This is a genomic window from Roseibium sp. (assembly GCF_965229775.1).
Lineage (GTDB): Bacteria > Pseudomonadota > Alphaproteobacteria > Rhizobiales > Stappiaceae > Roseibium.
Genome location: NZ_OZ245929.1, coordinates 3,723,857 through 3,749,871 on the forward strand (window position 1 = coordinate 3,723,857; position 26,015 = coordinate 3,749,871).

The 26,015-nt window shown below is 60.6% G+C and carries 28 protein-coding genes; 16 read left to right on the plus strand and 12 right to left on the minus strand.

Features of this window, described 5'->3' with window-relative positions:
• Positions 1 to 191: 191 nt before the first annotated feature.
• On the minus strand, positions 192 to 1,262 hold the full coding sequence (locus ACO07N_RS16830) for an AbrB family transcriptional regulator (protein WP_421982125.1): 1,071 nt from the start codon (positions 1,260 to 1,262) through the stop codon (positions 192 to 194).
• On the opposite strand from ACO07N_RS16830, the gene ACO07N_RS16835 reads away from it, so the two are divergent.
• The gene (locus ACO07N_RS16835) at positions 1,250 to 1,663 is read left to right on the plus strand and encodes an FCD domain-containing protein (RefSeq protein WP_421982126.1); all 414 of its coding nucleotides are present in this window, start codon (positions 1,250 to 1,252) and stop codon (positions 1,661 to 1,663) included. The genes ACO07N_RS16830 and ACO07N_RS16835 overlap by 13 nt on opposite strands.
• A 358-nt stretch (positions 1,664 to 2,021) precedes the next feature.
• On the opposite strand, the gene ACO07N_RS16840 is transcribed toward ACO07N_RS16835, so the two are convergent.
• The 4 genes from ACO07N_RS16840 to ACO07N_RS16855 form a co-directional block, all read right to left on the minus strand.
• A complete protein-coding gene (locus ACO07N_RS16840) occupies positions 2,022 to 3,125 on the minus strand; it encodes a YeeE/YedE family protein (RefSeq protein WP_421982127.1) in 1,104 nt (367 codons plus the stop codon).
• A 175-nt stretch (positions 3,126 to 3,300) separates the two neighbouring features.
• Positions 3,301 to 4,356 (minus strand): YeeE/YedE family protein, encoded by a 1,056-nt coding sequence (locus tag ACO07N_RS16845; RefSeq protein WP_421982128.1) that lies wholly within the window; start codon positions 4,354 to 4,356, stop codon positions 3,301 to 3,303.
• Positions 4,357 to 4,410: 54 nt separating this feature from the next.
• The gene (locus ACO07N_RS16850) at positions 4,411 to 4,719 is read right to left on the minus strand and encodes a metalloregulator ArsR/SmtB family transcription factor (RefSeq protein ID WP_319387622.1); all 309 of its coding nucleotides are present in this window, start codon (positions 4,717 to 4,719) and stop codon (positions 4,411 to 4,413) included.
• 81 nt (positions 4,720 to 4,800) lie between these two features.
• A complete protein-coding gene (locus ACO07N_RS16855) occupies positions 4,801 to 5,169 on the minus strand; it encodes a hypothetical protein (protein WP_421982129.1) in 369 nt (122 codons plus the stop codon).
• Between the two features lie 81 nt (positions 5,170 to 5,250).
• Between ACO07N_RS16855 and ACO07N_RS16860 the strand changes: the two genes are divergently transcribed.
• From ACO07N_RS16860 to ACO07N_RS16915, 12 genes are all read left to right on the plus strand, one after another.
• Positions 5,251 to 5,991, plus strand: a complete 741-nt coding sequence (locus ACO07N_RS16860; protein ID WP_421982130.1) for a cytochrome c biogenesis CcdA family protein — start codon at positions 5,251 to 5,253, stop codon at positions 5,989 to 5,991.
• A gap of 16 nt (positions 5,992 to 6,007) precedes the next feature.
• On the plus strand, positions 6,008 to 6,568 hold the full coding sequence (locus tag ACO07N_RS16865) for a thioredoxin family protein (RefSeq protein ID WP_421982131.1): 561 nt from the start codon (positions 6,008 to 6,010) through the stop codon (positions 6,566 to 6,568).
• Positions 6,569 to 6,721: 153 nt separating this feature from the next.
• Positions 6,722 to 7,195, plus strand: a complete 474-nt coding sequence (soxX, locus tag ACO07N_RS16870; protein WP_421982132.1) for a sulfur oxidation c-type cytochrome SoxX — start codon at positions 6,722 to 6,724, stop codon at positions 7,193 to 7,195.
• A gap of 22 nt (positions 7,196 to 7,217) precedes the next feature.
• Positions 7,218 to 7,640, plus strand: coding sequence for a thiosulfate oxidation carrier protein SoxY (soxY, locus tag ACO07N_RS16875; RefSeq protein ID WP_421982133.1), 423 nt, complete (start codon positions 7,218 to 7,220; stop codon positions 7,638 to 7,640).
• A gap of 25 nt (positions 7,641 to 7,665) precedes the next feature.
• On the plus strand, positions 7,666 to 7,995 hold the full coding sequence (gene soxZ / locus ACO07N_RS16880; RefSeq protein ID WP_421982134.1) for a thiosulfate oxidation carrier complex protein SoxZ: 330 nt from the start codon (positions 7,666 to 7,668) through the stop codon (positions 7,993 to 7,995).
• A 36-nt stretch (positions 7,996 to 8,031) separates the two neighbouring features.
• Entirely contained in the window at positions 8,032 to 8,883 is an 852-nt protein-coding gene (gene soxA / locus ACO07N_RS16885; protein WP_421982135.1) for a sulfur oxidation c-type cytochrome SoxA, read from the plus strand.
• Positions 8,884 to 8,975: 92 nt separating this feature from the next.
• Entirely contained in the window at positions 8,976 to 10,673 is a 1,698-nt protein-coding gene (gene soxB / locus ACO07N_RS16890; protein ID WP_421982136.1) for a thiosulfohydrolase SoxB, read from the plus strand.
• Positions 10,674 to 10,695: 22 nt separating this feature from the next.
• The gene (gene soxC, locus ACO07N_RS16895; protein ID WP_421982137.1) at positions 10,696 to 11,967 is read left to right on the plus strand and encodes a sulfite dehydrogenase; all 1,272 of its coding nucleotides are present in this window, start codon (positions 10,696 to 10,698) and stop codon (positions 11,965 to 11,967) included.
• On the plus strand, positions 11,951 to 13,246 hold the full coding sequence (locus tag ACO07N_RS16900) for a c-type cytochrome (protein WP_421982138.1): 1,296 nt from the start codon (positions 11,951 to 11,953) through the stop codon (positions 13,244 to 13,246). The genes soxC and ACO07N_RS16900 overlap by 17 nt, the downstream gene beginning before the upstream one ends.
• A 6-nt stretch (positions 13,247 to 13,252) precedes the next feature.
• Positions 13,253 to 13,957 (plus strand): c-type cytochrome, encoded by a 705-nt coding sequence (locus ACO07N_RS16905; protein ID WP_421982139.1) that lies wholly within the window; start codon positions 13,253 to 13,255, stop codon positions 13,955 to 13,957.
• 22 nt (positions 13,958 to 13,979) lie between these two features.
• A complete protein-coding gene (locus tag ACO07N_RS16910; protein WP_421982140.1) occupies positions 13,980 to 15,239 on the plus strand; it encodes an FCSD flavin-binding domain-containing protein in 1,260 nt (419 codons plus the stop codon).
• 94 nt (positions 15,240 to 15,333) lie between these two features.
• Positions 15,334 to 15,768, plus strand: coding sequence for a DUF302 domain-containing protein (locus ACO07N_RS16915; RefSeq protein WP_319386602.1), 435 nt, complete (start codon positions 15,334 to 15,336; stop codon positions 15,766 to 15,768).
• A gap of 103 nt (positions 15,769 to 15,871) precedes the next feature.
• On the opposite strand, the gene ACO07N_RS16920 is transcribed toward ACO07N_RS16915, so the two are convergent.
• From ACO07N_RS16920 to dctP, 6 genes are all read right to left on the minus strand, one after another.
• Positions 15,872 to 16,819, minus strand: coding sequence for an MBL fold metallo-hydrolase (locus ACO07N_RS16920; RefSeq protein WP_421982141.1), 948 nt, complete (start codon positions 16,817 to 16,819; stop codon positions 15,872 to 15,874).
• Positions 16,819 to 17,733, minus strand: coding sequence for an MBL fold metallo-hydrolase (locus ACO07N_RS16925; RefSeq protein ID WP_421982142.1), 915 nt, complete (start codon positions 17,731 to 17,733; stop codon positions 16,819 to 16,821). The genes ACO07N_RS16920 and ACO07N_RS16925 overlap by 1 nt, the downstream gene beginning before the upstream one ends.
• Before the next feature lie 168 nt (positions 17,734 to 17,901).
• The gene (locus ACO07N_RS16930) at positions 17,902 to 18,687 is read right to left on the minus strand and encodes a maleate cis-trans isomerase family protein (protein WP_421982143.1); all 786 of its coding nucleotides are present in this window, start codon (positions 18,685 to 18,687) and stop codon (positions 17,902 to 17,904) included.
• A gap of 29 nt (positions 18,688 to 18,716) precedes the next feature.
• Positions 18,717 to 20,033, minus strand: coding sequence for a TRAP transporter large permease (locus ACO07N_RS16935; protein WP_421982144.1), 1,317 nt, complete (start codon positions 20,031 to 20,033; stop codon positions 18,717 to 18,719).
• A complete protein-coding gene (locus ACO07N_RS16940) occupies positions 20,033 to 20,566 on the minus strand; it encodes a TRAP transporter small permease (RefSeq protein ID WP_421982145.1) in 534 nt (177 codons plus the stop codon). The genes ACO07N_RS16935 and ACO07N_RS16940 overlap by 1 nt, the downstream gene beginning before the upstream one ends.
• Before the next feature lie 67 nt (positions 20,567 to 20,633).
• Positions 20,634 to 21,617, minus strand: a complete 984-nt coding sequence (gene dctP, locus ACO07N_RS16945; protein ID WP_421982146.1) for a TRAP transporter substrate-binding protein DctP — start codon at positions 21,615 to 21,617, stop codon at positions 20,634 to 20,636.
• A gap of 136 nt (positions 21,618 to 21,753) precedes the next feature.
• On the opposite strand from dctP, the gene ACO07N_RS16950 reads away from it, so the two are divergent.
• The 3 genes from ACO07N_RS16950 to ACO07N_RS16960 all read left to right on the plus strand — a co-directional run bounded on the left by ACO07N_RS16950 (position 21,754) and on the right by ACO07N_RS16960 (position 24,790).
• Positions 21,754 to 22,401: a GntR family transcriptional regulator gene (locus ACO07N_RS16950; RefSeq protein ID WP_421982147.1), complete on the plus strand. Its 648-nt coding sequence runs from the start codon at positions 21,754 to 21,756 to the stop codon at positions 22,399 to 22,401.
• Between the two features lie 285 nt (positions 22,402 to 22,686).
• A complete protein-coding gene (locus ACO07N_RS16955) occupies positions 22,687 to 23,886 on the plus strand; it encodes a hydantoinase/carbamoylase family amidase (protein ID WP_421982148.1) in 1,200 nt (399 codons plus the stop codon).
• 91 nt (positions 23,887 to 23,977) lie between these two features.
• Complete coding sequence (locus ACO07N_RS16960) at positions 23,978 to 24,790, plus strand: 2-keto-4-pentenoate hydratase (protein ID WP_421982149.1); 813 nt, start codon at positions 23,978 to 23,980, stop codon at positions 24,788 to 24,790.
• Positions 24,791 to 25,096: 306 nt separating this feature from the next.
• Here the strand turns inward: ACO07N_RS16960 and ACO07N_RS16965 are convergent, their stop codons facing one another.
• A complete protein-coding gene (locus ACO07N_RS16965) occupies positions 25,097 to 26,014 on the minus strand; it encodes a DMT family transporter (protein WP_421982150.1) in 918 nt (305 codons plus the stop codon).
• Position 26,015 lies beyond the last annotated feature (1 nt).

The window sequence follows — 26,015 nt, forward strand, 5'->3', positions numbered from 1 at the left end:
ACGTGATTTGCGCTGCACCTGACATAACGGAAATCTAGCTGAAATACGCCGATTTTGATTTACGTGCTAACACAACTGTAAGATTTGACAGTGGCGGCCTGCAACGGGCCTTCTGCAATACGTGCGGTTGCTTCAACGAAAAACGCAATAGCCGGGACTTGCACACACGGATGCCACTTGCCCTCTTGCGCTCAGTTGTCCTCGGCGCTTTTGTCCGCCGGTCTCTTCAGTCGGGACAGCAGCAAGGGGCCGAGGGCCAGTGAAACCATCACCCGGAACAGGTGGTGCAGTCCGACGAAGGCGACTTCCCGGCCCATCGCGATCGCAATCAGCGACATTTCGGCAAGGCCGCCTGGGGCATAGGCCAGCATGAGCGCAAGCGGATCAAGATCCGAGTTTCGCGCAACCAGGATGGCCGCCGAGAACGCGATCGCGATCTGCACGCTGATCACGACAAACGCGGCACCAATCACGTGGGAGAGCTGGCGGGCCGAGATCCCCAGAAAGCGTCCGCCCACATTGATGCCGATAAAGACCTGGACGATGTTGGTCACCCATTCGGGAACGACGAAATGCGTCACCCCGGAAATATGCAGTGCTGCACTCACGATCAGGGGCACGACGATGACCCGGGCGGGCAGACGTGTCCAGCGGTCAGCGGCAACGCCCGCGGCGATGCAGGCAAGGAACCAGCCGGTGTCGATCAGCGAGAGCGACGGTGTGGTTCCGGCCGCGCTGCGCTGAACGTCCACATGCATGAACCATGCGATCAGGAGCGGCAGTATCAGAATTGAAAGCGCGATGCGCAGGGCATGGACGATGGCGACCCTGGCCTGATCGGCACCTGCCTGTTCGCTCAGCAGGATCATTTCTGCGATCCCGCCCGGAGCGGCACACAGCACGGCAGTCGGTTTTTGGAACCGCAGTACCTTGCTGAGGAGCAAGAAATTGATCGAACCGGACAGAAGAAGGGCGATCAGCAGGAAAACGAGGGATGTCCACCACTCGGGGAACGACAGCAAGAGCCCTGCAGTGACCGACGCTCCGAGCATGGTTCCGACCGACGCCCTGACATATGGCATGAGTGCCGTGGGCTGTTCCGCCGGCAACTTGAGCAGGGAGGCGGCGGCGACCGCCAGCATGGCCCCCATCATCCAGCCGAGCGGCAGGCCTGTCAGGGAAACGATCCAGCCTGCGAGCCCGGCAAGAACGCAGGTCGCGCCAGACCGGAGCCAGGCGTGTTTGTTAAGTGTCAGCGGCATTCGATCTCGCTGTTGAGCACACCATCGGCATCACCATAACACCACAGCGCCGCATGCAGGAACGCCTGCTTGAGGCGGACCTGGACAGGTTCCAGCCCGAACAGCTTCTGAAGAACGGGGCTCTTTTCCACGAGGAACTGATCAAGCTGTCGAACAACCCGTATTTTCACACGGCGCTGCAAAGGGTCAACCAGATGCGCCGCCTGATGGAATACCGGGCCAAGATCGACAAGGACCGGCTTGTCGAACAGTGCACCGAGCATCTGGAGATCATTGCGCTGCTGGAAAGAGGACAGGTCGCCGACGCGTCATACCTCATGCGCCGTCATCTGAGCGGCGCCCTCAAGCGCAAGTCCCCGATCGCCTGGTCGTGGTCGGAGGAGATCGTCAGAGAGCCGTGATCCGGTCTGCTGCTGTCCGGTTTGGTATGCACGATCGGACATATGTCATTGAGAGGGCTGCATTGCTCCGTCCAGCGCAAAGCCGGCATTCAGAATAGTCACCCGGATTTGTCGTCCCGGTTTGCCGCACAAGCGGCAAGACCGGGATCCAGTACTCACGGTGACAGAGGATTGAAAGAAGACGTTGAAACAAGTGTTTACTGGGTTCCGGCATTCCGCGTTGCTTCAGCCGGAATGACAAGTTCGTTGACTGGGACCACCTCACGAGATCCATTTCGGGTTAACCGGACGGTGGGGGATCAGGCCCGGGCGCCACGGAGTGTGTGGCTTCATCGAGGGTCGGCCCGCTCCGTGCGCTTCAAGGCGTTGTCTGCCGTCCCGCTGGCAAGGTGTCCAGAGCGGCGCCTGTAGCGCGCGGTATCTGCGCGAGCACATGATCCGTCACGATCGCTGACAGCCAGATGCCGACAAGCGTCAGCCACGCGGTCACCGCGAAAAGGGAGGCTCCCGTTATGCCGGCACCGACGGCGCAGCCGCCCGCAAGCATTCCGCCGAACCCCATCAGGGCCGCGCCGGTGAGGTACCGGGCCATGGACGGGCCGCTTTCGAACCCTTGAAGCATCAGTTGCCGGGTGAGGAGGGCGGCGAGAAACGAACCGAGAAAGACGCCCGGCACAAGTCCGGAATTGAACCCGAGCTCTTCGAAGGGGGCGGACAGGAACAGCATCAGCATGTCGGCCGAGGGCCCGGTGAAGGTCACGCCTTCCACCTGTACCGGATCGAAGGCCTGCCGGGTCATGGCGGTCGTGAACCAGAGCGCCAGCGGCACTGTCAGGCCTGCGCCGATGGCGGCCGCCAACCGCCAGACGGAACTCCGGTTGCGCCAGGCGAAACCGAGGCCCGCGAACAGCCAGAGGCCACCGAACAGAAAGACCGACACCTCGCTCATGCCCAGGAATATCGTGAGATCATTGCCGCCTGTATCGACCGTCGTCCACAATCCGGACAACCAGTCGCGCAGGGGTTTCAGGGCACCGTAAAGACTGGCCTGGGCGACAACGGCAAAGACCAGGCCGGACAGCAGGGCTCTCAGGTTGCCCGTCGCCGAAAGCACCAGCAGCCGGCTCGCGCACCCGCGCGCCATCACCATGCCCGTTCCGAACATCGCCCCGCCGATGAGCGCCCCGGAGAGGCTCTGCGGTGACGCCAGCTGGCGCGTTTCGCCCGTATCGACTTCGCCAAGCAGCGCCAGAAACTGCGTCGCGATAAGGGCGCTGGAAAAGGCCAGCAGCCAGATCGGAAGGCGGTCGGCGGGTCTGCGGCGGGAAAACTCCAATGCAGCGGCCCTCAGGCAGAACCGGCTCTGCTGCGCGAATGCACCGAACAGGATGCCGACAGTCAGCCCGCCGAGCACAAGCACGGTGGGTTCCGGCAATCTGTCGAGTAGTGCGGTCAGGTCCATAAGCGATCCGGCGCAGCGGGCTCAGCGCTGTCAGCAGTTCAAGATCCGACCAGTGTGAAGGCAGCGGACCGGCGCGCATTGACCGATCTCAAGAATGAAACAGAAAATTCGAATTTTTGAATATGAATTGTGGCCACGGTAGCCGATTTGGCCCTCGCTGTTCCGGCAGACGACGTTACTCGGCAGGCGCAAAGCCGGTGATGAGTTGCTTCAGGCCGAAGGCCGCGCCGGCGAAAATCGCCAGAAACGTGATCGGTGCGCTGTAGGCCAGCACGGAAAAGGCGGAAATGCCCTGACCGACGCTGCAACCGACGGCAAGGATCGCGCCCGGACCCATGATTGCAGCGCCGGTAATCTGACGCCGGAGTTCGCGGGGGTCCTCGCAGGCCTCCCAGCGGAAATGTCCCTTGGCGAAGGAGCCGAGGAACGCACCGATGACGACGCCAACGACCGACCCGACGCTGAAGGACAGAGTGTTTCCGGAGGCGGTCATGCCGTAATAGATCGTGTCTCCGATCGGCGCGGCGAACGTGTGTGTCTCGATCGGTTCCGCCTCGAAACCGGTCATGGCGACCCAGTAGGTGCCGACCCAGCCCGACACGATCGCGAGCCCGACGACACTTCCCCAGAAAATGTGCTTGGGCGACGTCCTGAATGCGGTACTGGTGAGCGTGAAGGCGATGATCAGCCCTCCGACGGCAAGGCCAGTGATGATCGGTGCGATCCCGAACGTGGCGTCAAGGAACTGGCTGACGCCCTGCGGGGACTGAGCGCCGGTTTCGACCGGGAACAGCCAGACGCGCGCATGGGCGAGGGGCCCGGACATGACGAAATAGGCGGACAGTCCCATGACGATCACCATGACGAACGCGCGCAAGTCTCCGCCGCCGAGGCGAGCGAGTGCTCCGTATCCGCAATTGCCGCAAAGGGCCATGCCGTAGCCGAACATCAGCCCGCCGACAATCGAACCAAACGGGTTCCAGACCCTGTCGAGATAGGCCGTGCTTGATCCTTCAAGAAGTCCGGAGGACATGGCGGCATGTGAGCCGATAATGGCGACGCCGATTGCAAGACCCCACATGCGCAGGCGCCGGTCGTCCGCTCCGTAGAGAACGTCTTCAATGGCTCCGAGCGTGCAGAACCGTCCGATGCGCGCAGCAAGCCCGAGGGCAATCCCGCCCAAAAGGCCAATCAGCGCAACCGTGTTGGCTTCTCCAAGCGCCTCCAGCATGTCCGGCTCCTCCCCAGGGTCCTGACCCTACCCGGACGCTAGCCAAGCGTTCGGTTAGTCCTCTCGGCAGAACAGGTCATAAACCACTTCCATGATTTGCTTGGGCCGGTCGTCTGTCAAGCTGTAGTAGATCGCCTTGCCGTCGCGGCGCGGGGTCACCAGGCCTTCGAGTCTGAGCCGCGTCAGTTGCTGCGACACGGCGGCTTGCCGCGCGGACAGAAGATTTTCCAGTTCCGCCACCGACTTTTCGCCCGAGGCGAGGTGGCACAGGATCATCAACCTGCCTTCGTGGCTGATGGCTTTCAGGAAATTGGAGGCGCGCTGGGCGTTCTTCATCATCCTGTCCATGTCTTCGGCACACATGTCGGCATCGAACACCGGCAGGCGGGACGTGGTTTCGCTCGCGTCTTCGGGCGTGCCTTGCGTGTCAGCGCTCATCGTTTCTCAACCTGTCTGTTCCAGCGGAATATTCGCTTTGCTGAACATCATGCTGAGCAAGCTCCAGAAAAAATCCTCACCGGGGTACCCCTCGATTCGACCGACTTCTCCGCCATTGTGCACGAGAATGAAGGTCGGTGTGAAGCGGACCTTCCGCTCGAAGGCCACATCGGGCGTCTCGCCATGCAGGTTATAGCGCTTCAGCGGGGCGGTTCTACCCTCGGCCGTTTTCGGATAGATATGCGCGATCTCCTTGTCCCATTTGGCACACCAGTGACAGCCGTCCTCCTCCGCCATGAGCAGGAACGTGTCTGCATTCACCGCGGCCGGCGCGAGCGCCAGCATCAGAACGATCAGCGTCTTCAACAAAGTCAATTCGAAACCCCGATTGACGAGTGCACACACTTAATCATAATCTAATTTGTGAATATATCAAGCTGAGAAGCAGCTCAATCCATGTTCGAGATCACCTATTTCGGTGCGCTGGCCGCAGGGCTTTTGTCGTTCCTGTCGCCCTGTATCCTGCCGATCGTTCCGTTCTACCTGAGTTACCTGGCAGGTGTCGGGGTAAACCAGGTGGAATCGGAGGCGCGCGTTTCCGGTGCCGTCAAGCTGCGCGCCTTCCTGTCGGCCTGTCTGTTTGCACTCGGGGTGATCACCGTCTTCATGGGACTGGGGGCCACGGCCAGCACGTTCGGTCAGCTGGTGCGCGAATATTTCGACGTGCTGCGCTGGATTGCCGCTGCGATCATCATCGCGATGGGGCTCCATTTCCTGGGGCTCATCCGGATCGGCATCCTCTATCGGCAGCTTCGCGTCGAAACCGGCAATGCGGCGGGCGTCAGTCTGCTCGGAGCCTATGTCGTCGGGCTTGCATTTGCGTTTGGTTGGACCCCGTGCGTCGGCCCGGTGCTTGCCGCAATCCTGTTTACGGCCGCAGGTCAGCAGACCGCGGGTCAGGGCGCGATGCTGCTCTTCGTCTACGGCCTCGGAATGACGCTGCCTTTTGTTGTCGCGGCTCTTTTCATCGGCCCGTTCATGACCTGGATGGCCGGTTTCAGAAAATATCTTGGCGTCGTTGAAAAACTGATGGGGGCGTTCCTGATCCTGTTCGGGATCCTGATCGCGACGAATTCCATCAACATCATCGCCCAATGGATGCTGGAAAACGTCCCCTGGTTCAGTGCCATTGGCTAGTGGAGGAGAGAGTGTGATGACACGTTTTTTTGCAGTTTTGTGCGCGGTCTTGTTCTCGGCGCAGGTGTTCGCGGCCGAAATCGGCGATGACGGTCTCCACAAGGCGTCCTGGATGCGGGACACCTTCAAGGATCTCTCCGAAGATCTTGAGGAAGCGAACGCGGAAGGCAAGCGCCTGATGGTGATCGTCGAGCAGCGCGGCTGCATCTACTGCAAGCGGATGCACGAGGAAGTTTTCGTCGTTCCGGAGATCTCGCAATACATCGAAGACAATTATTTCGTCGTCCAGATCAACATGTTCGGAGACGTCGAGGTCACCGATTTCGACGGCACGACACTGCCGGAAAAGGACATGGTCAAACGGTGGGGAGCCCTGTTCACGCCCAATATCTTCTTCTTTCCGTCCGAAGTCGACGACGGCGTCACGGCTCCTCAGGCGGCTGTCGCCAACATGCCGGGCGCTTTCGGACGGTGGACAACAATGAACATGCTGACCTGGGTGGTGGAAGAGGGCTACAACAGCGACGAACCCTTCCAGAAATACCACGCGCGCAAGTTCGAAAGCCAAAACAAGTAACGAACCATACCGCAATGCGACATTTTATTGCGTTTTTGCTGCGCATGCGAACAGATAGATAAATTCATTTAATTGAATTTGTTATTGCGTAAACGCGAATATGTGATGTATGGTCGCAACAAAGGTCGCCGGGATTCGGCTGAGGGAGGACCCATGAAACACGTAATATTCGGCATAGGCGCAATGCTTGCTGCATCGACGGCGTTCGCCGAGGCGGTCAAGCCGACGGACGTCGTCTTCACCGACGGCGCCGTCGACGTTTCGCTCTCCGGCGTCGCAGGCGATCCTGCTGCAGGGGCCGAAATCATGAACAAGGGTGCCGGCAACTGCATCGCCTGTCATCAGGTGTCCGCCCTGAGCCACCTGGCGTTTCACGGCGAGATCGGACCGCCGCTCGACGGCGTCGCGGACCGGTGGTCCGTCGCGGAGCTGCGCGGCATTGTCGCGAACGCGAAGGTGATGTTCGAAGGCAGCCTGATGCCGTCCTTTTACAAGACCGAAGGGTTCGTTCGCCTCGGGGATGCCTATACCGGCGATGCCCATGGCGACGGCGACGTGCAGCCGCTGCTGACAGCCCAGCAGATCGAAGACGTTGTCGCCTTTCTCGTAACGCTCAAGGAAGAGTGAGCTTCCTGACATGGAGATCAACATGGAAATGACACGGAGAAAGCTACTCGCATTCGGCTCCGGCACATTCGCTCTTGCCACCCTGTCGAGCCTGCCCGCGTTTGCCACCCTGACGGATGATGCGATCGCGGCGCTGACCGGCGGCGCGGATCTGGGCGAGGGGGCTATCACCCTGACGGCGCCGGAAATCGCCGAAAACGGCAACACCGTTCCGATCACCTTTGATGCTCCGGGCGCGGCGGAAGTCACGCTTTTTGCTGACGGCAACCCGGTTCCGAACGTTGCGACGTTCAAGTTTGGCCCGCTCAGTGCATCACGCAGCGCCTCGACGCGCATCCGCCTTGCCACGACACAGAACGTGGTGGCGATCGCCAAGATGGAAGACGGATCCTTCCAGATGGCCAAGGCCAACGTGAAAGTGACCATCGGCGGCTGCGGCGGCTGATCGGCAAGGCATTAGGAGATAAATCATGGCATCCGGTGTGAAACCACGGGTAAAGGTACCCAAGAAGGCTGCGGCAGGCGAGACCATCACCATCAAGACGCTGATCAGCCACAAGATGGAAAGCGGTCAGCGCAAGGACGATGACGGCAATGTCATTCCGCGTTCGATCATCAACCGCTTCACCGCCGACTTCAACGGTCAGAACGTGATCGACGTGGTGCTCGAACCCGCAATCTCGACCAATCCCTACTTCCAGTTCGAAGCGGTCGTGCCCGAATCCGGTGAATTCAAGTTTACCTGGTACGACGACGACGGGTCTGTCTACGACACGACGAAGAAGATCACGGTCAACTGACCGACAACGGCAAGCGTCTGGTTGAGGGAGGAAGGCGTGAATAAAACGACAATAGCAATAGGCTCCGTGGCTGCACTGGTCTTGATGCCGGGTTTGGCGCTGTCCGACCCTGATGAAGACAGCCTGACTATCAATGGCGAGATTTCGATCATCACGGAGACCGAAGCGCCGGCACATACGGAAAATCTCTCGACCATCTATTCAGGTTGGCGATTCCGCTCGGACGAAACCCAAGCCTTCCAGATGGACGATTTCGACAATCCCGGAATGATCGGCGTTGAGAACGCGACGGTGGATTGGGAAACGGTCGACGGATCGGCCGGCAAATCCTGTGCGAGTTGCCACGGAGCACCGGAAGAGATGGCAGGCGTTCGCGCGGTTTATCCCAAGTGGAACGAGGAAAAGGGCAAGGTGACCACTCTGGAAATGGAGGTCAATAATTGCCGCGAGAACAACATGGGCGCCGAGAAGTGGAAATACACCGGCGGCGACATGACCGACATGGTCGCACTGATTTCGTCTGTTTCCCGTGGAATGCCCGTCAATGTTGCCATTGACGGCCCGGCCAAGGAAACCTGGGAGCAGGGCAAGGAGCTTTACTACACCCGCACCGGCCAGCTTGAGCTGTCCTGTGCAAACTGCCACGAAGACAGCTATGGCATGATGATCCGCGCGGATCACCTCAGCCAGGGCCAGATCAACGGCTTCCCGACCTACCGGCTGAAAAACACCAAGCTGAATTCCGTCCATGCCCGGTTCAAGGGATGCGTGCGCGACACGCGTGCGCACACCTACAAGCCTGGTTCGCCCGAATTCATCGCGCTTGAGCTTTATGTTGCCTCGCGCGGAAACGGCTTGAGCGTCGAAGGCCCGTCCGTCCGCAACTGACGCCATTTCCGGGTCTCGGATAACCGCCGAGGCCCTTTTTGCAAAGTGATATATTCACTTATGCGCATATGTTAAAAGGAGCGAGCAGGAACATGATATCGCGTCGCGATTTTCTGCAGGTCGGAATGGCAGCATCCGCGGTTGTCGGCGCCTCGGGGTTCGGCAACTGGGCGCGCCTCGCCGCGCAGCAGGCGCTCACCCAGAACCAGCTTCTGGAATTCGACACGTTCGGAAACGTTTCTCTCATTCACGTCACCGACATCCATGCGCAGCTGAAACCGATCTATTTCCGGGAGCCTTCCGAAAACATCGGTGTGGGTGACAACCGGGGCGCCGTACCGCACGTGACCGGCGCGCAGTTCCGCAAGCTTTACGGGATCGCGGACGGCAGCCCTAGCCACTATGCCCTGAGTTCCGGTGACTTCTCATCACTGGCGAAAGGGTATGGCCGCGTCGGCGGACTGGACCGTGTTGCGACCGTCATCAAGTCCATGCGCGCCGACCGTCCCGACGCGATCCTGCTGGATGGCGGAGACACCTGGCACGGCTCCTACACCTGCTACAAGACGGCGGGGCAGGACATGGTCAATGTCATGAACGCACTGAATCCGGACGCGATGACGTTTCATTGGGAATTCACGCTCGGCAGCGACCGCGTCAACGAGATTGTCGAAAACCTGCCGTTCGCGGCGCTCGGCCAGAACATATTCGATGTCGAATGGGACGAGCCGACGGAGCTCTTTCCGCCCTACAAGATGTTCGAACGTGGTGGCACGAAGGTCGCGGTCATCGGGCAGGCGTTTCCCTATATGCCGATCGCCAATCCGGGCTGGATGTTCCCCGAATACGCCTTTGGCATCCGCGATGAAAACATGCAGGCCATGGTCGACGAAGTGCGCGCGGAAGGCGCCGAGTGCGTCGTTGTTCTCAGCCACAACGGGTTCGATGTCGACAAGAAGATGGCGACCGTGGTCAGCGGCATCGACGTCATCCTGTCCGGCCATACCCACGATGCACTGCCGGAACCGGTGCTGTCGGGCAAGACGATCATCGTTCCGTCCGGCTCGAACGGGAAATTCGTCAGCCGGGTCGATCTCGACATCCGCAACGGCCAGCTGATGGGCTACCGCCACAAGCTCATTCCGGTCTTCGCCGACGTCATCGAACCGGATGCGGAGATTGCCGCGCTCATCGACGAGCAGCGTGCGCCTTATCTTGACGATTTGTCGGAGGTCATCGGCAGGACCGACAGCCTGCTGTACCGCCGGGGCAATTTCAACGGCACCTGGGACGATCTCATTTGCGATGCGCTTCTGTCCGAACGCGATGCCGAGATCGCGCTCAGTCCCGGCGTGCGTTGGGGCCCCTCGCTCATCCCGGGCCAGGAGATCACGCGCGAGGACATTTTCAATGTCACCTCGATGACCTACGGCAAGGCCTATCGTACGGAAATGACGGGTGAATTCCTCAAGGTGGTCCTGGAAGACGTTGCGGACAACATCTTCAACCCGGACCCCTACTACCAGCAGGGCGGCGACATGGTGAGGACCGGCGGGCTCGGATACCGGATCGATATCGCCCAGCCGCAGGGCAGCCGCGTCTCGAACATGACGCTCCTGAAGACAGGCGAGGCCATCGACCCGTCGCGCTCATACGTGGTGGCCGGATGGGCCAGCGTGAACGAGGGCACGGAAGGGCCGCAGATCTGGGACGTCGTTGAAAATCACATTCGCAAGCTCGGCACGGTGTCAACGCGGCCGAGCAACAGTGTCGAAGTCATTGGTGCATAGTTTAGGCAGGGAGTCCTCATTGATGGACGCGAAAACCAAACCGTCCCGAAGGTCCTTTCTCAAGGGCAGCGTCGCGATAGCCGGCGCGTCAGTCGCCGGGACCGCGAGCGCGAGCGAAGCCGACCCGCTGATTACGGAAGTTCAGGACTGGGCCTCGATCACCGGCGCCGGCGTGGATGAAACGCCTTATGGCATGCCGATCAGTTTCGAGAAGGACGTGGTTCGCCGCAATGTCGAATGGCTGACCGCGTCTCCGATTTCTTCCATCAACTTCACGCCGATCCACGCGCTGGACGGCACGATCACGCCGCAGGGCTGCGCGTTCGAGCGCCACCACTCGGGTGCGATCGAACTGCGCAAGGAAGACTACCGGCTGATGATCAACGGCCTGGTCGACAGGCCGCTGGTGTTTCACTACGCGGATCTGGAGCGTTTCCCGCGGGAGAACCATGTCTACTTTTGTGAATGTGCCGCCAACACCGGCATGGAATGGGCAGGCGCACAGCTGAACGGAGCCCAGTTCACGCATGGCATGATCCACAACATGGAATACACCGGCGTCCCGCTGCGCACGCTCCTGAACGAGGCGGGTCTTGCTGCTGCGGGCGACCTCAAGGACAAGTGGGTCTATGTCGAAGGCGCGGATGCATCCTCCAACGGCCGCTCGATCCCGATGGAAAAGGCCCTGGACGATGTGCTGGTGGCGTTCAAGGCCAATGGCGAGGCCCTGCGCATGGAGCACGGCTACCCGGTCCGTCTTGTGGTGCCGGGCTGGGAAGGCAACATGTGGGTAAAGTGGCTGCGCCGCATCGAAGTCACCGACATGGCGGTGGAAAGCCGCGAGGAAACCTCGAAATACACAGACGTCTACGAGGACGGCACCGCCCGGAAATGGACCTGGGTGATGGACGCGAAATCCGTCATTACCTCGCCAAGCCCGCAAATGCCGATTTCACACGGGAAGGGTCCCCTGGTCATCTCCGGGCTCGCCTGGTCCGGTCACGGCAAGATCACGCGGGTCGATGTTTCAAGGGACGGCGGCATCACCTGGGAGACGGCCCGCCTTGGCAAGCAGGGCGACACCAAGGCCCTGACCCGCTTCTATCTGGACATCGACTGGGATGGCAATCCGATGCTGCTTCAGTCACGTGCCATGGACGAAACAGGCTACGTCCAGCCGACCAAGGACCAACTTCGCGAAATGCGCGGCGAGAACGCCGTCTATCACAACAATTGCATCCAGACCTGGTTCGTGGATGAAAACGGGGTCGCCGAGAATGTCGAAGTCTCTTAACCAGATCGTTCTCCCGGTTGCCGGCGGGACGGCGCTTGCGCTTTCGGCCGCGCTCCTGTTTGCCAACATGGACTACGGGCAAAAGAAGATCGGCGCGCTGGAACAGCGGGTCGAACAGGTCTCCCTGCAGGCGGCATCGGCGAACCAGCGCGCTGAAGAAGAGGCGGCGGCCGTCTCGGACCTGAAAGAAAAAATCGCCGAGATCCAGGCCGCGGCAGAAGAACGTGCGGCGCTTGGCAGCGACCTCACGGAACAGGCTCCGGAAAAGGACGGAACATTCGGGCTGGGCCGCGAGGCCCGCACCGAAGAAATCGCGGCCTGGGATGTCGACGTGCTGCCCGACGGACGGGGGCTGCCCGAGGGCCGGGGCGATGCCTACTGGGGCGAGGAGGTCTTCGCCGAAAAATGTGCCTCCTGTCACGGGGATTTCGCCGAGGGCGTGGACAACTGGCCCGTTCTTGCCGGCGGGTTCGACACGCTCGGCGACAAGGATCCGGTGAAGACCGTCGGCTCCTACTGGCCGTATCTTTCGACTGTCTGGGATTACGTGCACCGTTCCATGCCGTTCGGCGAAGCGCAGACGCTCACCGCGGACGAGACCTATGCGATCGTCGCCTATATCCTTTATTCAAACGATCTCGTGGATGACGACTTTGAGCTAAGCCACGAGAATTTCGCCGAATTCGAAATGTACAACAGGGACGGCTTCGTCATTGATGATCGTCCGGCGCTGGAATACACCAGGTGGCGGGCCGAGCCCTGCATGGAAAACTGCAAGCCGAGCGTCGAGATCACCATGCGTGCCACGTTCCTCGACGTGACGCCGGAAGATGGCGGCGAGTCGGTCATGAACCACGCGACCGCGGACGATACGCCGACCTTCGTCGCAACGGCGGCCCCTTCGGAAGAGACTGCCGCCGGCGGAGCATCGCCTGCTGCCGTGTCGGCATCGCTGGATCCTGCGCTAGTGGCTTCGGGCGAGAAGGTCTTCAAGAAATGCAGCGCCTGTCACGCAGTCGGTGCAGGCGCGAAGAACAAGTCCGGTCCGCACCTCAATGCGCTCATCGGCCGCCAGATGGGCTCCGTGGACGGGTTCAAGTATTCCAAGGTGTTCGTGGCCGCGCAGGAAGAAGGAAAGGTCTGGGACGAGGCGGCTCTGGCGGAGTTTCTGGCCAAACCGAGATCTTACATGAAAGGCACGAAAATGGCCTTCTCCGGGCTGAAGAAACAGGACGACCTCGATGCCATCACGGCCTATCTGAAGTCGGTCGGAGAGTAAGCGAAGATGCGCATCGCCCGAAACCTGCCCGCTATTGTCTTCTGGCTGCTGTGCTCCGCCGCGCTGGCAGACGACTTCGGCGATCCTGTTGCCGGCGAGACGGTTTTCAAGAAGTGCAAGAGCTGCCACATGGTGGGTGAGGGCGCGAAGCACCGGATCGGACCTCACCTGAACGGCATTTTCGGCCGGCAGGCCGGAACGCATGACGATTTCCGCTATTCCAAGGCTCTTGTCCGGGCCGGGACCGGCGGGCTTGAGTGGCATGCCGACACGCTTGACGCATTCCTGGAAAAACCGAGGGCACTTGCCAGCGGAACGCGCATGAGTTTTTCGGGGCTGAAGAAGCCTGCGGACCGGCGCAATCTGATCGCCTACCTGCGCACGTTCTCCGATGATCCGGCCAACATTCCCGAGGCGGATCCGACGGCGACCCCGACGGACCACGACCTCGACCCGGCCATTCTCGCGCTCAAGGGCGATCCGGAATACGGCGAATATCTCAGCAGCGAGTGCACGACCTGCCACCAGGCAGATGGCGCGGACGACGGCATCCCGTCGATCGTGCTGTGGCCGGAAGAGGATTTCGTGGTCGCGATGCATGCCTACAAGAACAAGAAACGCGCCCATCCGGTCATGCAGATGATGGCCGGGCGGCTCAATGCGGAAGAGATAGCGGCGCTGGCAGCCTATTTTGCCGCGCTTGAACAATGACGGTGCATTTAGGGAGGAAGAAATGACGCTGAACAGAAGACAATTTGTCGGCACGACAGCCGCAATGGCGGCCGTCCTGTCCGCTCCCATGGTCAAGGCGCAGGGCACACCGCGTGTCGTGGTCGTCGGGGGTGGTGCCGGCGGGGCCACGGCCGCACGCTACATCGCCAAGGACAGCAAGGGGGCGGTCGACGTCACCCTGATCGAACCGACCCGCAAATACTACACCTGCTTCTTTTCCAATCTTTATCTCGGCGGTTTCAAGGAAATCGAGGATATCGGCCACACCTATGGCGGTCTGGCAGCAGGTGGCGTCAACGTCGTCCATGACTGGGCGATCGGTGTCGACCGCGACGCCAGGACCGTGGCCCTGGCGGGCGGCGGGTCTGTGCCTTACGACAAGCTGATCCTGAGCCCGGGCATCGACTTCGTCGAAGGGGCCGTCGAAGGCTGGGGTTTGAGCGCGCAAAACGCGATGCCCCACGCCTACAAGGCGGGCTCGCAATCGGAGCTTTTGAAGGCGCAGCTGATGGCGATGCCGGAAGGCGGGACCTTTGCCATGGTCGCACCTCCGAACCCCTATCGCTGTCCTCCGGGGCCGTATGAACGGGTGTCGATGGTCGCGCATTTCCTGAAGCAGAACAATCCGACCGCGAAGATCATCGTCGCCGACCCGAAGCCGAAATTCTCAAAGATGGCGCTCTTCCAGGAAGGCTGGGCGAACCACTATGAAGGCATGGTCGACTGGATCGGCGAGGACTTCGGCGGCGGCAACGTTTCCGTCGACCCCAGCGCCATGACGGTCACCATCGACGGCGAGGAGACGAAGGTCGACGTCTGCAACGTCATCCCGGCCATGAAGGCCGGCCGCATTGCCGATCTCGCCGGCGTTACCGATGGCAACTGGGCGCCGGTGAATGCAGCCGACATGTCGACCAAAGCCGATGCCGACATCTACGTCCTCGGCGACGCCTCGAGCCAGGGCGACATGCCGAAATCCGGGTTTTCCGCGAATTCCCAGGCCAAGGTCTGCGCCAATGCCGTGCGCGGCGCGCTGACGGGGTCCAAGGTCTTCCCGGCGAAATTCTCCAACACCTGCTGGTCGCTGATCGCGCCCAATGATGGCGTAAAGGTCGGCGCGACCTACGAGGCAACGCCGGAGAAAATCGCCAAGGTCGACGGCTTCATCTCTCAGACCGGTGAAAGCGCGGACCTGCGCAAGGCGACCTACGAGGAATCGGAGGGCTGGTACACCGGCATCACCACGGACATGCTCGGCTAAGTCTTTGCATTCGCAGCGTCCCGGGACTGATTTCGATCAATGCCCGGGGCGCAGCCAGGCTCCAGAATTGCGTTGAAACGTGGAGGATCAGACTATGAAATCCGTTGTTCTAGCGGCCGTTCTCGGCCTCACCTTCAGCAGCGCAGCCTTGGCCGATCAGCCGTTTACCTATTCGTTCGACGGGTCCTTCGAGGACGCGACCTTCGCTGTCGAGAGCGCGATCGTCGGGGAGGGTCTGGTGATCGATTCCGTCAGCCACGTCGGAGCGATGCTCAACCGGACGGCGGCCGATGTCGGCAGCGAGGAAACGATCTTCAAGAATGCGGATATCTTCCTGTTCTGCTCTGCCCTGATATCGCGTCAGGTGATGGAGAAGGATCCGATGAACATCGTGCATTGCCCCTACGGAATATTCGTCATGGAGACGGATGAGGGCGTCACGATCGGCCACAAGGACTATCCGGACGGGTCCATGCAGGCGGTCGAGAACCTGATGCAGCAGATCGTTGCCGAGGCAATCGGCAACTGAGGCACTGCGGACATTTTATTCGGCCCGCGACGGCACGTTTCGAGGGACCGGAAAAGAATTGAGGGTGCCGCAGCTTTGTCTCTGCGGTCGCCCGGCAATGGGTCTATTCGAACTCCATCTGCTCATAGACGCGGCCTGCATTCCGTGTCGCAAGTTCCTCGAACGTATCCAGATGGGCGTAGGGTGACTGGTCGACATAGTAGGCGTCGGCCAACTCGCCGCCGTCCTCAAGATGCGCTCCGATCTTCTCCCTCAGGTACAGCAGGTAGTCGCGCGTGTAGCGGCGGACCTGTGCCATGTTGGTCGGGTGGCCATGGCCCGGAATGACGTAGGTCGCGTTCAGGGCCTCGAAGCCGGTCTCCCAGGTCTCCAGCCAGTCCGCGGCGATCGTGTCCTCGAAAATCGGCAGCATTCGCTCATGAAAGGCCATGTCGCCGGCGATCACGAGGCTTTGCTCCGGCAGCCAGACCTGCGTGTCCCCCGGGCCGTGTGCCGGGCCGAGATGAAGGACCTCGATGCGGAAGTCACCCATCTCGATGACATGCCGGTCTTCGAACGTCTGCGTCGGCGGCGCGACGAAGGTGCCCTCAGCCTTGTCCCGGTTGTACCGTCTCATGCCCTCAAGAATCTGGTTGCCGCGTTCCTCGATTTCATGGGCGGCATCGACATGCGCCAGGATCGGGACACCTTGTTCCGACCAGTAGGAGTTGCCGAGCATCGCGTGACCCTGGCCGTTTTCGTCGATGACGAGTTTGACGGGCTGATCGGTGACTGTCCTGATTTCCTCGTGAAGCGCTTTTGCCAGGATATAGGCCGCCCCGCCATTGATCACGATGACGCCATCGCCGGTCACGATGAAACTCAGATTGTTGTTGTGGCCGGAGTTTTCATATGTCGGAGGTGCCGTCGCGCCGATGGCGGACCAGACATGCGGGATAACTTCGACCGGCTTTGAATAGAGCGCAGAGCCCGGATACTGGTCTGCAATGTCTTCGCTGGCAAGCGCCGTTGTGGCGAGACAAACGGAAAGGAACACGCCGGCGATACGCATCAGGACGCCTCCGGAAAAAAGCGGAAGGCGTCGCCCGTGCGCTCGACATGCCCGATCCCGCCGCCGGGAAGGTGAAAACCGGCGATCTTGAGATCTTCGGCGATGATCCGGTCCAGGAGAGCGAGCCGCGTCGAGGCGGCAACCTCGGCATCCTGATCCGATCCGCTTGGCCACGCGGGCCGCATGAAGGCGACGTGGTGGTTGCCGATGGCATCCCCGATCACGAGTGCGGCCTGCGAACCGCTTCGGATTTCGAAACTCATGTGGCCGGGTGTGTGCCCGGGAGTGGAAACGGCCAGGATCCCGGGCAGGATTTCCTGATCGCCCGAGAAGAACTCGACCGTGTCCTCGATGGCCTCTAACCTGCGTCTAGCGCCGACCGCCATGGCAGCGCGGGCTTCGCCGATCGTGTTGACGGTCTCCGGGTTCCACCAGTAGTCCCACTCGGCGCGGCCGATCATGTAGGTCGCGTTGACAAAGACAGGGTCGTCGAACGCGTCGAGCAGCCCCCAGATGTGATCCGGATGGGCGTGGGTGAAAACCACATGCGTGACGTCTTCGGGGGCCACACCTGCCTGCTCCAGTCCCTCCGCAAGCTCGCCGGCAGACGGTTGGAAATCCGGTCCCGATCCGACGTCGAACAGCACCGTGTTGGTGCCGTCGCGGTAGAGCGAGACATTGCAGTCCGGCCTCAGCGTTTCCTGGGAAACCCCGGCTTCTTCCAACAGGGGGAGAAGCTGGTCCTGCGGCATCGGGTCGAAAATGAAGCTGCCCGGAAGCGTCAGGTGTCCGTCGCTGATGGTCGTCAGCGTTCCCTGGCCGATCGGCGTCTCGGCCAGCGCGAACCGGCTAAGTTGCGCGGAAAGGGGCAGGGCGGCACAACCGGACAAAAAGGCACGGCGGGACAGGGACATTGCGCTTCCTCATATAAAATTCTTATATTTGAATATGTATGAAAAAGACTGGTATCACAAGCGGAATTGAAAAGGCCGGGGTCTGCAAAGACAGACCCCGCAGCGTTGGCCAATACCAGAGAGGCCAGCGCATGCCGTTCTGACCGTGGCGCCGTCATCCTGAAAAAATCAGGCAACCTTTGGCAGTGTTGCAAGCTGACCGTCTGACAGAAGCGCGCCGCCACCCGGCGCAACTTCCGTCAGGCCGAGGCTTTGAAGGATTTTGCGGGTCGTTGCGACAGCCGCTGATACCGTCGGCAAGCCCGAGGCGCGCTCGATCATTTCAATTGCCGGAAGGGACGGCATTTGAACGCAGGCGGACGCGACGATGGCATCGACACCGCGCACGTCCAGCTTGCGCCACAGTTCAGCCGGAGCCGCCGGGTCCTGGGACGCGACATCCAGATTGTCCGGGATCTCGAGTGCGAGAAAATCCTGAACCTCGACACCTTCGTGCTCGATGTAATCGACAACCAGCTTCGTCAACGGCTTCATGTAAGGGCATATGATCGAGACTTTCTTGACGCCCATTTCCTTCAGGCTGTCCACCAGGGCTCCGGCGGAATTCAGAACCGGTGTCGGACATCCGTTTGTCGCCGTTGCCTGGTGGAGTTTTTCAGATGACGTGCGGTGGTAGCCGCGACCCATGGACATGATCGCGACGAGGCAGGCATAGGCCTGGACTTCAACAGCAGCATCGGAGAGTTCACTCGCGCAGCGAAGGCTGTCGGCATCCATCGCCTCCAGCTCTTCCTTGACCACCGCCTTCATGCGCATGCGCGAGGAGTGGAACGTGAAGCGATCAGGCAGGATTGCCTCTCGCGCCTTCAAAAGCGCCGGGATCTCGGTTTCCATGGTGACGTTGGAACTCGGGACGATAAGTCCGATACGGCGAAAACGGGAAGCTTGGGACATGAGATATCTCCTGTTTCGGGTGCCGGCGCTCAGAGCGCTGGCCCCATTACGAAATTGGGTAACCAGGTGGCAAGACCGGGAAACAGACACAGAACAAGGATGGCGATCAGCATGCATCCGACGAAGGGCAGGGAACCCAGCAGGATCTTGCGAAGCGAGATGTCCGGCGCGATGCCGTTGATCACGTAAAGATTGAGGCCCACCGGTGGAGAGATCAGGCCGATCTCCATGTTGATGGTCAGGACAACCGCGAACCAGATCGGGTCGAACCCGGCACCGGTGATGACCGGCAGCAGGATCGGTGCCGTCATCAGGATCACGGCAACGGGCGGAAGGAAGAAACCCGCAACGATCAGGAACACGTTGATTGCGCCCAAAAGCACCCAGCGGTTGACCTCCAGTTCGCTGATCCACGCGGCGATCGCCTGGGTGATGAACAGGCTCGACAGCATGTAGGAAAACACCCCGGCGGCCGCGATGATGAACAGGATCATCACGCTTTCCTTGGTGCTGTCGCGCAGAACCGACCAGAGGGCCGAAGGCCGCACGAGCTTGTAGACGATCATCGCCACGACAAGACAGAGCAACGCGCCGACGGCTGCCGTTTCCGATGGCGTTGCGACACCGCCATACATGGCATAGAGCACGCCGATGATGATCGCGATGAACGGCAGAACCCTCGGCATGATTTCAAACCTCTGGCGCCAGCTGTACGTCACGCGGCCGAGGCTCGCACGCTCCCCGGAAGCCCATGTGGCGTAGATCGACCAGGCCATGAAGAGCCCAACCAGCAGCAATCCGGGTATGACGCCGGCCAGGAACAGCCGGCCGATCGACGTCTCGGTGGCAATGCCGTAGACGATCAAGGTTATGGAGGGCGGGATCAGGATCCCGAGTGTTCCGCCGGCAGCAATCGACCCCGTGGCGATTTCCTCCGAATAGCCCCGTTTCCGCATTTCCGGAATTCCCATCTTGCCGATGGCTGCACAGGTTGCCGGGCTCGATCCGGACATCGCCGAGAACAGGGCGCAGGCGCCGAGATTGGAGACCACCAGGCCACCGGGAACCCGCGTCAGCCATCGTTCGAGCGCTTCGTAGAGATCAGCACCCGCCCGGGTCGAGGCGATCGAAGCCCCCATGATGATGAACATGGGGATGGACAGAAGCGCGAAACTGTCGAGCTTTCCAAACAGGATCTCGGGCATGAGTTCCAGCGAGCGCAGGCCGTCGAACGTGAGCAAAAACACGGCAGACACCAGCAGCAGGCCAACGGCGACGGAAATTCCGGAGAACAGAACGAAGATCGTTGCAAGCCCGATGATCGTGCCAAGTACAAGTGGATCCATCACGATGCCTCCCTGGTAGGCGCGGTGGACAGGACGTCCAGAAGATCGGCAATCAGTTGCAGCAGCATCAGGCCCAGTCCCACGGGCAGCGCCAGATACGGGATCCAGAGCGGCACGGCCGTGACGGTGTCGGACGTCCAGCCGCGCGACTGTGCCAGATGCCAGAACTCGTAGCCGTAGAACAGGCAGACACCGATCACGATGATCGCGGCCGAATGGGTAGCGATCTCGAGCGTCCGGCCGGCATTTGGGCTCAGCCACAGCTTCAGAAGGTCCACGTTCACGTGGCCCTTGTGTTTCTGGACGAAGGCCAGTCCGACAAGCGTGGCACCGACCATCAGGTAAACAACGACCTCGGTTTGCCAGACGGTGGACGCGTTCAGCACAAACCTGACAAAGATCATCTGGCACGTCAGCAACACCGCGCCAAGGATCATCGCAGCCGCGGTCCAGCCTGAAACTTCCGAGATCCAGCCGACGGCTTGCTGGAACACGCGCGGCTTGGCGGGGCGGGCGGATAGGGTGGTTTCCATTGGTTTTGTCTCCGATCGTTCGCGAATGTGGACGGGCGGGGCAGAACACCCGCGCCCGCACGGATCGTCACTCCACGGAGAGCGCCATATCGAGGAGGTTCTGTCCGTCGGGAACGCTCTCGACGAAGGATTTGTAGGAAGTTTCCTTCGCAAGAGCCTGCCAGGCAGCGAAGTCCTCGGGCGACATCTCGGCGATTTCGACGCCGGCTTCCTTGAAGACATCGACGGAAAGGGCGTCCTGTTTCTTTGCTTCTTCCAGGTAATAGGCTTCCGCCTTGGCAGCCGCTGCCATAAGTGCCGACTGCTGTTCCTCGGACAAGCGTTCGAAAGTGGTCTTGTTCATCAGCAGCGGCTGGTACAGGAACCAGAGCGCCACGTCTCCGGCAGGCGTGTAGCACGCGACCTGTTCGAAGATGCGGTAGGAGACGAACGATGATGACGAGGTGTTCGCCGCATCGAGCACACCGGTCTGCATCGCGCTGTAAATCTCGGACGATGCCATGGAGGCAATAGAGGCCCCGGCACCCACCAGCATTTCTTCAAAGGACTTGCCGGCTGCCCGCGTTTGCAGGCCTTCCACATCCGCCGGCTTGGTAATGCACTTGTTCTTGCCGACAAAGCCGCCTGCCAGGTAACCGTGGACAAGAACCATGACATCGTCCTCGGCCATCTTGGCTTCCAGCGCGTCCATGAACGGTGACTTGGAGAGCCGGGACGCATGATCGTGGTTCTTCACCAGTCCCGGCATAAGGGTGAGGTTGAACGCCGGTTGCTGGCCACCTGCATAGCTGAGCGGAAACACGGTCATGTCGAGCTGGCCGCGGCTTAGCGGGCGGTATTGTTCGCGTGGTTTGAACAGCGACTTTGACGGGAAAATCTTGATGCTCAGGTCGACATCAGCTGCCGCAACCTCGTTGGCGACAATCTCGGCAACCGCGTGCCTGACATCCTTGGTGGACCATTGATGCGACAGCCGCAGTTCCGTTGCCTGGGTTGCTTGCGCGGATAGCAGCGCGGCTGCGGCCGCGAAAGTCAGCAGATATGTCTTCATGTCACTCTCCTCCAATGGGTACATATAAAGTCTATATGTATACATATAAGAGATATAAAAATTAATAGATGTCAACATGTGTATCGACAAAGCTTGTCCTGCGGGGTAAAAGAGGTGTCAAATCAGGGGATTGAAGATGGCGCGTGTTGCTGACCAACTCATCGAGACTTTGCGTAACGACATCCGATCCGGTGTTTTGCGTCCCGGTGATCAGCTGGAGGAAGCTGCCCTTGCAGAGCGGTTCGGCGTGTCGCGCACCCCGGTTCGTGAAGCCGTGCGTTCGCTTGTCGACAGCGGTCTCCTGGAGACGAGGCCGCGCAAGGGGGCATTGGTTCGCACGCTAACCGCCAAGGAAATTATCGATCTCTTCGAAGTCGCGGCGGAGCTCGAAGGCATGGCCTGCAGACTGGCTGCCGAGCGTTTGACGGTGCAAAAGGCGGACGCGATGCAGGACAGGCTTGCCGAATGTGAAGAGGCCGCCAAAGCGAACGACCCCAACGCCTATGCCAGGGCGAACCTGGCATTCCACGACGCGATCCATCAGGCCGCGGGCAACAACCGTCTCATCGAACAGATCGAACAGCTCTCCGGGCACATCAACCCGTATCGCGCACTTCCCTACAGCATGCGCGGGCGCCTGGAAAAGTCGACCGAGGAACACACCCGGATCCTGGAGGCGATCCTTGCCAATGACGGGCTCCAGGCTGACGAACTGATGCGGGACCACATGATGCTGCAGGGCCAGCGCCTGCCGCTGATCCTGGAGGCACTCGAGGTCAGGTAGCGATTGGCGGCACCGGGCGTTTGGCTGACATCTGCATTACATTTGCAGAATGGAGAAGCGGGAGCTTGCAGATGGCCCAATACGGGCAGACAAAGGCGCGAAGTGACTGACGGAAACGAGCTGAAACGTCCAGATGCCGGGCTTGCCCGGATGTCCGCTGGATTTGACGCGCTATCGGATCACTTGGCTTGAAAGGTGAGCAAATCGGCTGCAGCATCAAAAGAATACGCTCCGATTGCGGAATGCCGGGCAAACTCCGGGTGTTTTCAGTTTTAGAAGGTCAATATGAACGTTCTGCCAGACAGGTTTTTGAGAGATCTTCTCACGCTCCGCTCCTTCGGTGCGAGTGGAGTGGGAAAGGGAGTGGTGCGTCCGGCGTTTTCTGAACCGGACGTGGCTGCCCGAAAGTGGCTGATCAACCAGTTGGAGGCCGCGGCTCTGGCCCCACATGTGGATCCTGCGGGCAACGTCTTCGGTCTGACCAATGGTCCATCCGTGCTTCTGGGGTCTCATTCCGATACCCAACCCGAAGGGGGCTGGCTCGATGGGGCCTTGGGTGTCATCGTCGCGTTGGAGATCGCGCGTGCCGCGAAAGAGGCGGGTGGTCCGCCGGTGTCAGTCGTGAACTTCCAGGATGAAGAAGGGCGGTTCGGTGCGCTGACCGGATCCAGCATTTATTCAGGCAAGACCACACTTGCCGAGGCCGACGAATTCACGGACATGAACGGCGTCTCTTTCCGCGATGCGCGGTCTTCTATTGCGGATCTTGCAGGGGCGTTCGTGCCACAAGACCAGTTCACCGGTTTCATTGAACTGCATATCGAACAGGGCAGCACTTTGGACGACGCGGGCGAGGCTATTGGCGTTGTCACGGATATTGTCGGATCGCGGCAAGTGCAGGTCACGCTGACAGGTCAGCAAAACCACGCTGGCACCACGCTGATGCACCAGCGAAGAGATGCGTTTCAGGCGCTGTCGGCATTCAATACCGCGCTAAACGACCGCCTTCGGAACATTGTGACACCGCGCACGGTCTGGACGATTGGCCGGATACAACTGCGGCCCAATGCACCCTCCATCGTGCCCGGTGAAGTGGTGTTCGACGTGCAGTGGCGCGATGTTGATGACGATCGGCTGGCCCGGATGGAAACTCTTGTTCGAGATCTTGTTGCCGACATTGCCGTGGACCATGAAATGCAGGCTGAAATATTGCCGATCAAGGCGCTGCAGCCGGTTCCGATGGACGCGACCTTGCGCGCTGCCTTGAGCGCCGCCGCTGAGGCGCAGGCCCCCGGCAAATGGCGCGAGATGCCGTCGGGCGCCTTGCACGACGCTTCAAACATGGCGCGGGTGATGCCGTCGGCAATGTTGTTTGTTCCGTCCATAGACGGGATCAGCCACGATTTTGCCGAGGACACGCACGAGGCCGACTTGATAACCGGCCTGCGCGTGATGGCGGACGCCGTCAGCCGGCTGGGGTCATGACCTCAAGCGACAAGTGCCTGAACGCCTCGGAGTTGAAAAGAGCGGAGATGGCAGGAAAAGTCTCGCACGGGCACTGGAAGGAGGTACCTGGATGCCTAATACGATGGAAGATGCCACGCTTGATGCCTATGCCGCCGAATTGCTTGAGGCCTATGACACGGGCCGCCAGATTGCGCCAATGAACGGTCGCGTCCCGGCTTTTGACGCCGAAACGGCGTATTCCATCGCCCACAGGATCACCGCACTGCGCGAAGCCCGGGGTGAGCGGCGGGTGGGCCGCAAGATCGGTTTCACGAACCGGACGATCTGGCCGCTTTACGACGTCACGGGCCCGATGTGGGGGCCGGTTTGGGATACCACCCTGCATGATATCGGTGAAGGGCCGCACAGATTGCCTGAATTGCCCGAGCCGCGGCTTGAGCCCGAGATTGTCTTCGGCCTGAAATCCGCGCCCCGGGCCGGGATGAGCGAGGCCGAGCTTGCCGGGTGCATTGACTGGGTGTCACACGGGTTTGAGGTGGTATTTTCCTCTTACCCCGGCTGGCGTTTTTCCGACGCGGACTGCGCCGCCGCTTTCGGCTTGCACGGCGCGCTTTATCTCGGCCCGAAACTGGCCCTGACGCAATCCGTTACCGAGCAACTGCCGCGCTTTCGCGTGGTGCTTGAGGGGCCGCGCGGCAGGCGGCTCACGGGCTGCGGCGCGGATGTGCTGGACGGTCCGCTCACGGCGCTGGGTCATCTCCTGGACACACTGGCAGCCGACACCGATGCACCGCCGCTGAGTGCGGGAGAGATCGTTACCACCGGAACCTTGACCGATGCCGCGTCGATCATGCCGGGTGACCGCTGGACCACCCATCTCGACGGCATCGATCTTCCGGGTGCAACGATCGGCTTTGTCTAGGGTACGGACTCATAAATGAAGTCAATTTGGTTTGGGTCGTTTTGACCAGCTGCGAGGAGCGAAAGCTCAGGAAATGTGGTTCATTTTCAAGCCTTTCGCGACGCAGCAGATGGCCAAAACGGCCAAATCCGAAGGACGGCAAAATGGCTTTATCTCGCAGCGTCACCGCGCTTGAACGGGCAAAAGCCCGCTCTGCGCACGCTTCCTTGCGAGATTTTGCCATTTCTGCCGCCAAATCGGCTTCATTTATGGGTCCGTACCCTAGAGCTTTTTCCAACCAATTTGGGGCATTCGGCAAGCCGCCGGTTATTTTCCGGCCCTGGCGGCAGCCCGTTCCCGCTGTGCGACATAAAGGCCAGAGCCGAATATCACCGCAGCTCCGACAAATGTCATCTCGTCGGGGATTTCTCCCAGGAACCAGAACGCCAGCAGCGCCGCCCAGATCAGCTTGAGGAAGTCGAAGGGCATGACGGCGGTCGGTTCCGTTTCCTTCAAGGCCTGGCTCAGGCTAACCTGGGCGACCGATCCGGCGAACCCGATGAACAGCAGCCAGCCCCAGGCCCATAGGCTCGGGTCCTTCCAGACCCAAAGGGCCGGACCGACCGAGAACGCCGACAGGAAGATCCCCATCCAGGCGACAATGGCAACGCTGCTCTCCGTGCGCGACAGGCTCTTGACGATGATCAGCGCCAGCGACCACAGCAGCGCCGCAGCGATGACCAGCAGGGCGCCGGTCTCCACGACGGCCAGACCCGGCCGCAGGATGATCAGCATGCCGACGAAGCCGAGGCCGATCGCCGTCCATCGTCTCAGCCGGATCTTTTCCTTGAGGATCAGGACGCTCAGGACCGAGGTAAAGATCGGGGCTGTAAAACCGAGTGCGGTGACCTTTGCGAGCGGCGTTATGGCCAAAGCCGTGAAGAACAGGAACATAGCCGCTATGTTCACGACCCCGCGCAGCGCATGAAGGCCGAACCGGCTTGTCCGCATCTGTACAAAACCCGGCCCGATTAGAAGTGGCACAAGAAAGGCGAGGCCGAACAGGTTGCGAAAGAAGGCGATCTGAAAGGGATGGAGTTCGCTGGACGCGACCCGGACAGAAAAATGCATGACCGCAAAGGCAACGGTTGAAGCACACATCATCACCACACCCCGAATGACCGGCGACTGGCTCTTCCAGGAGGCGCTGAGCCCCGCAAAGCCTCCAGGATGGAATGGGTTCACC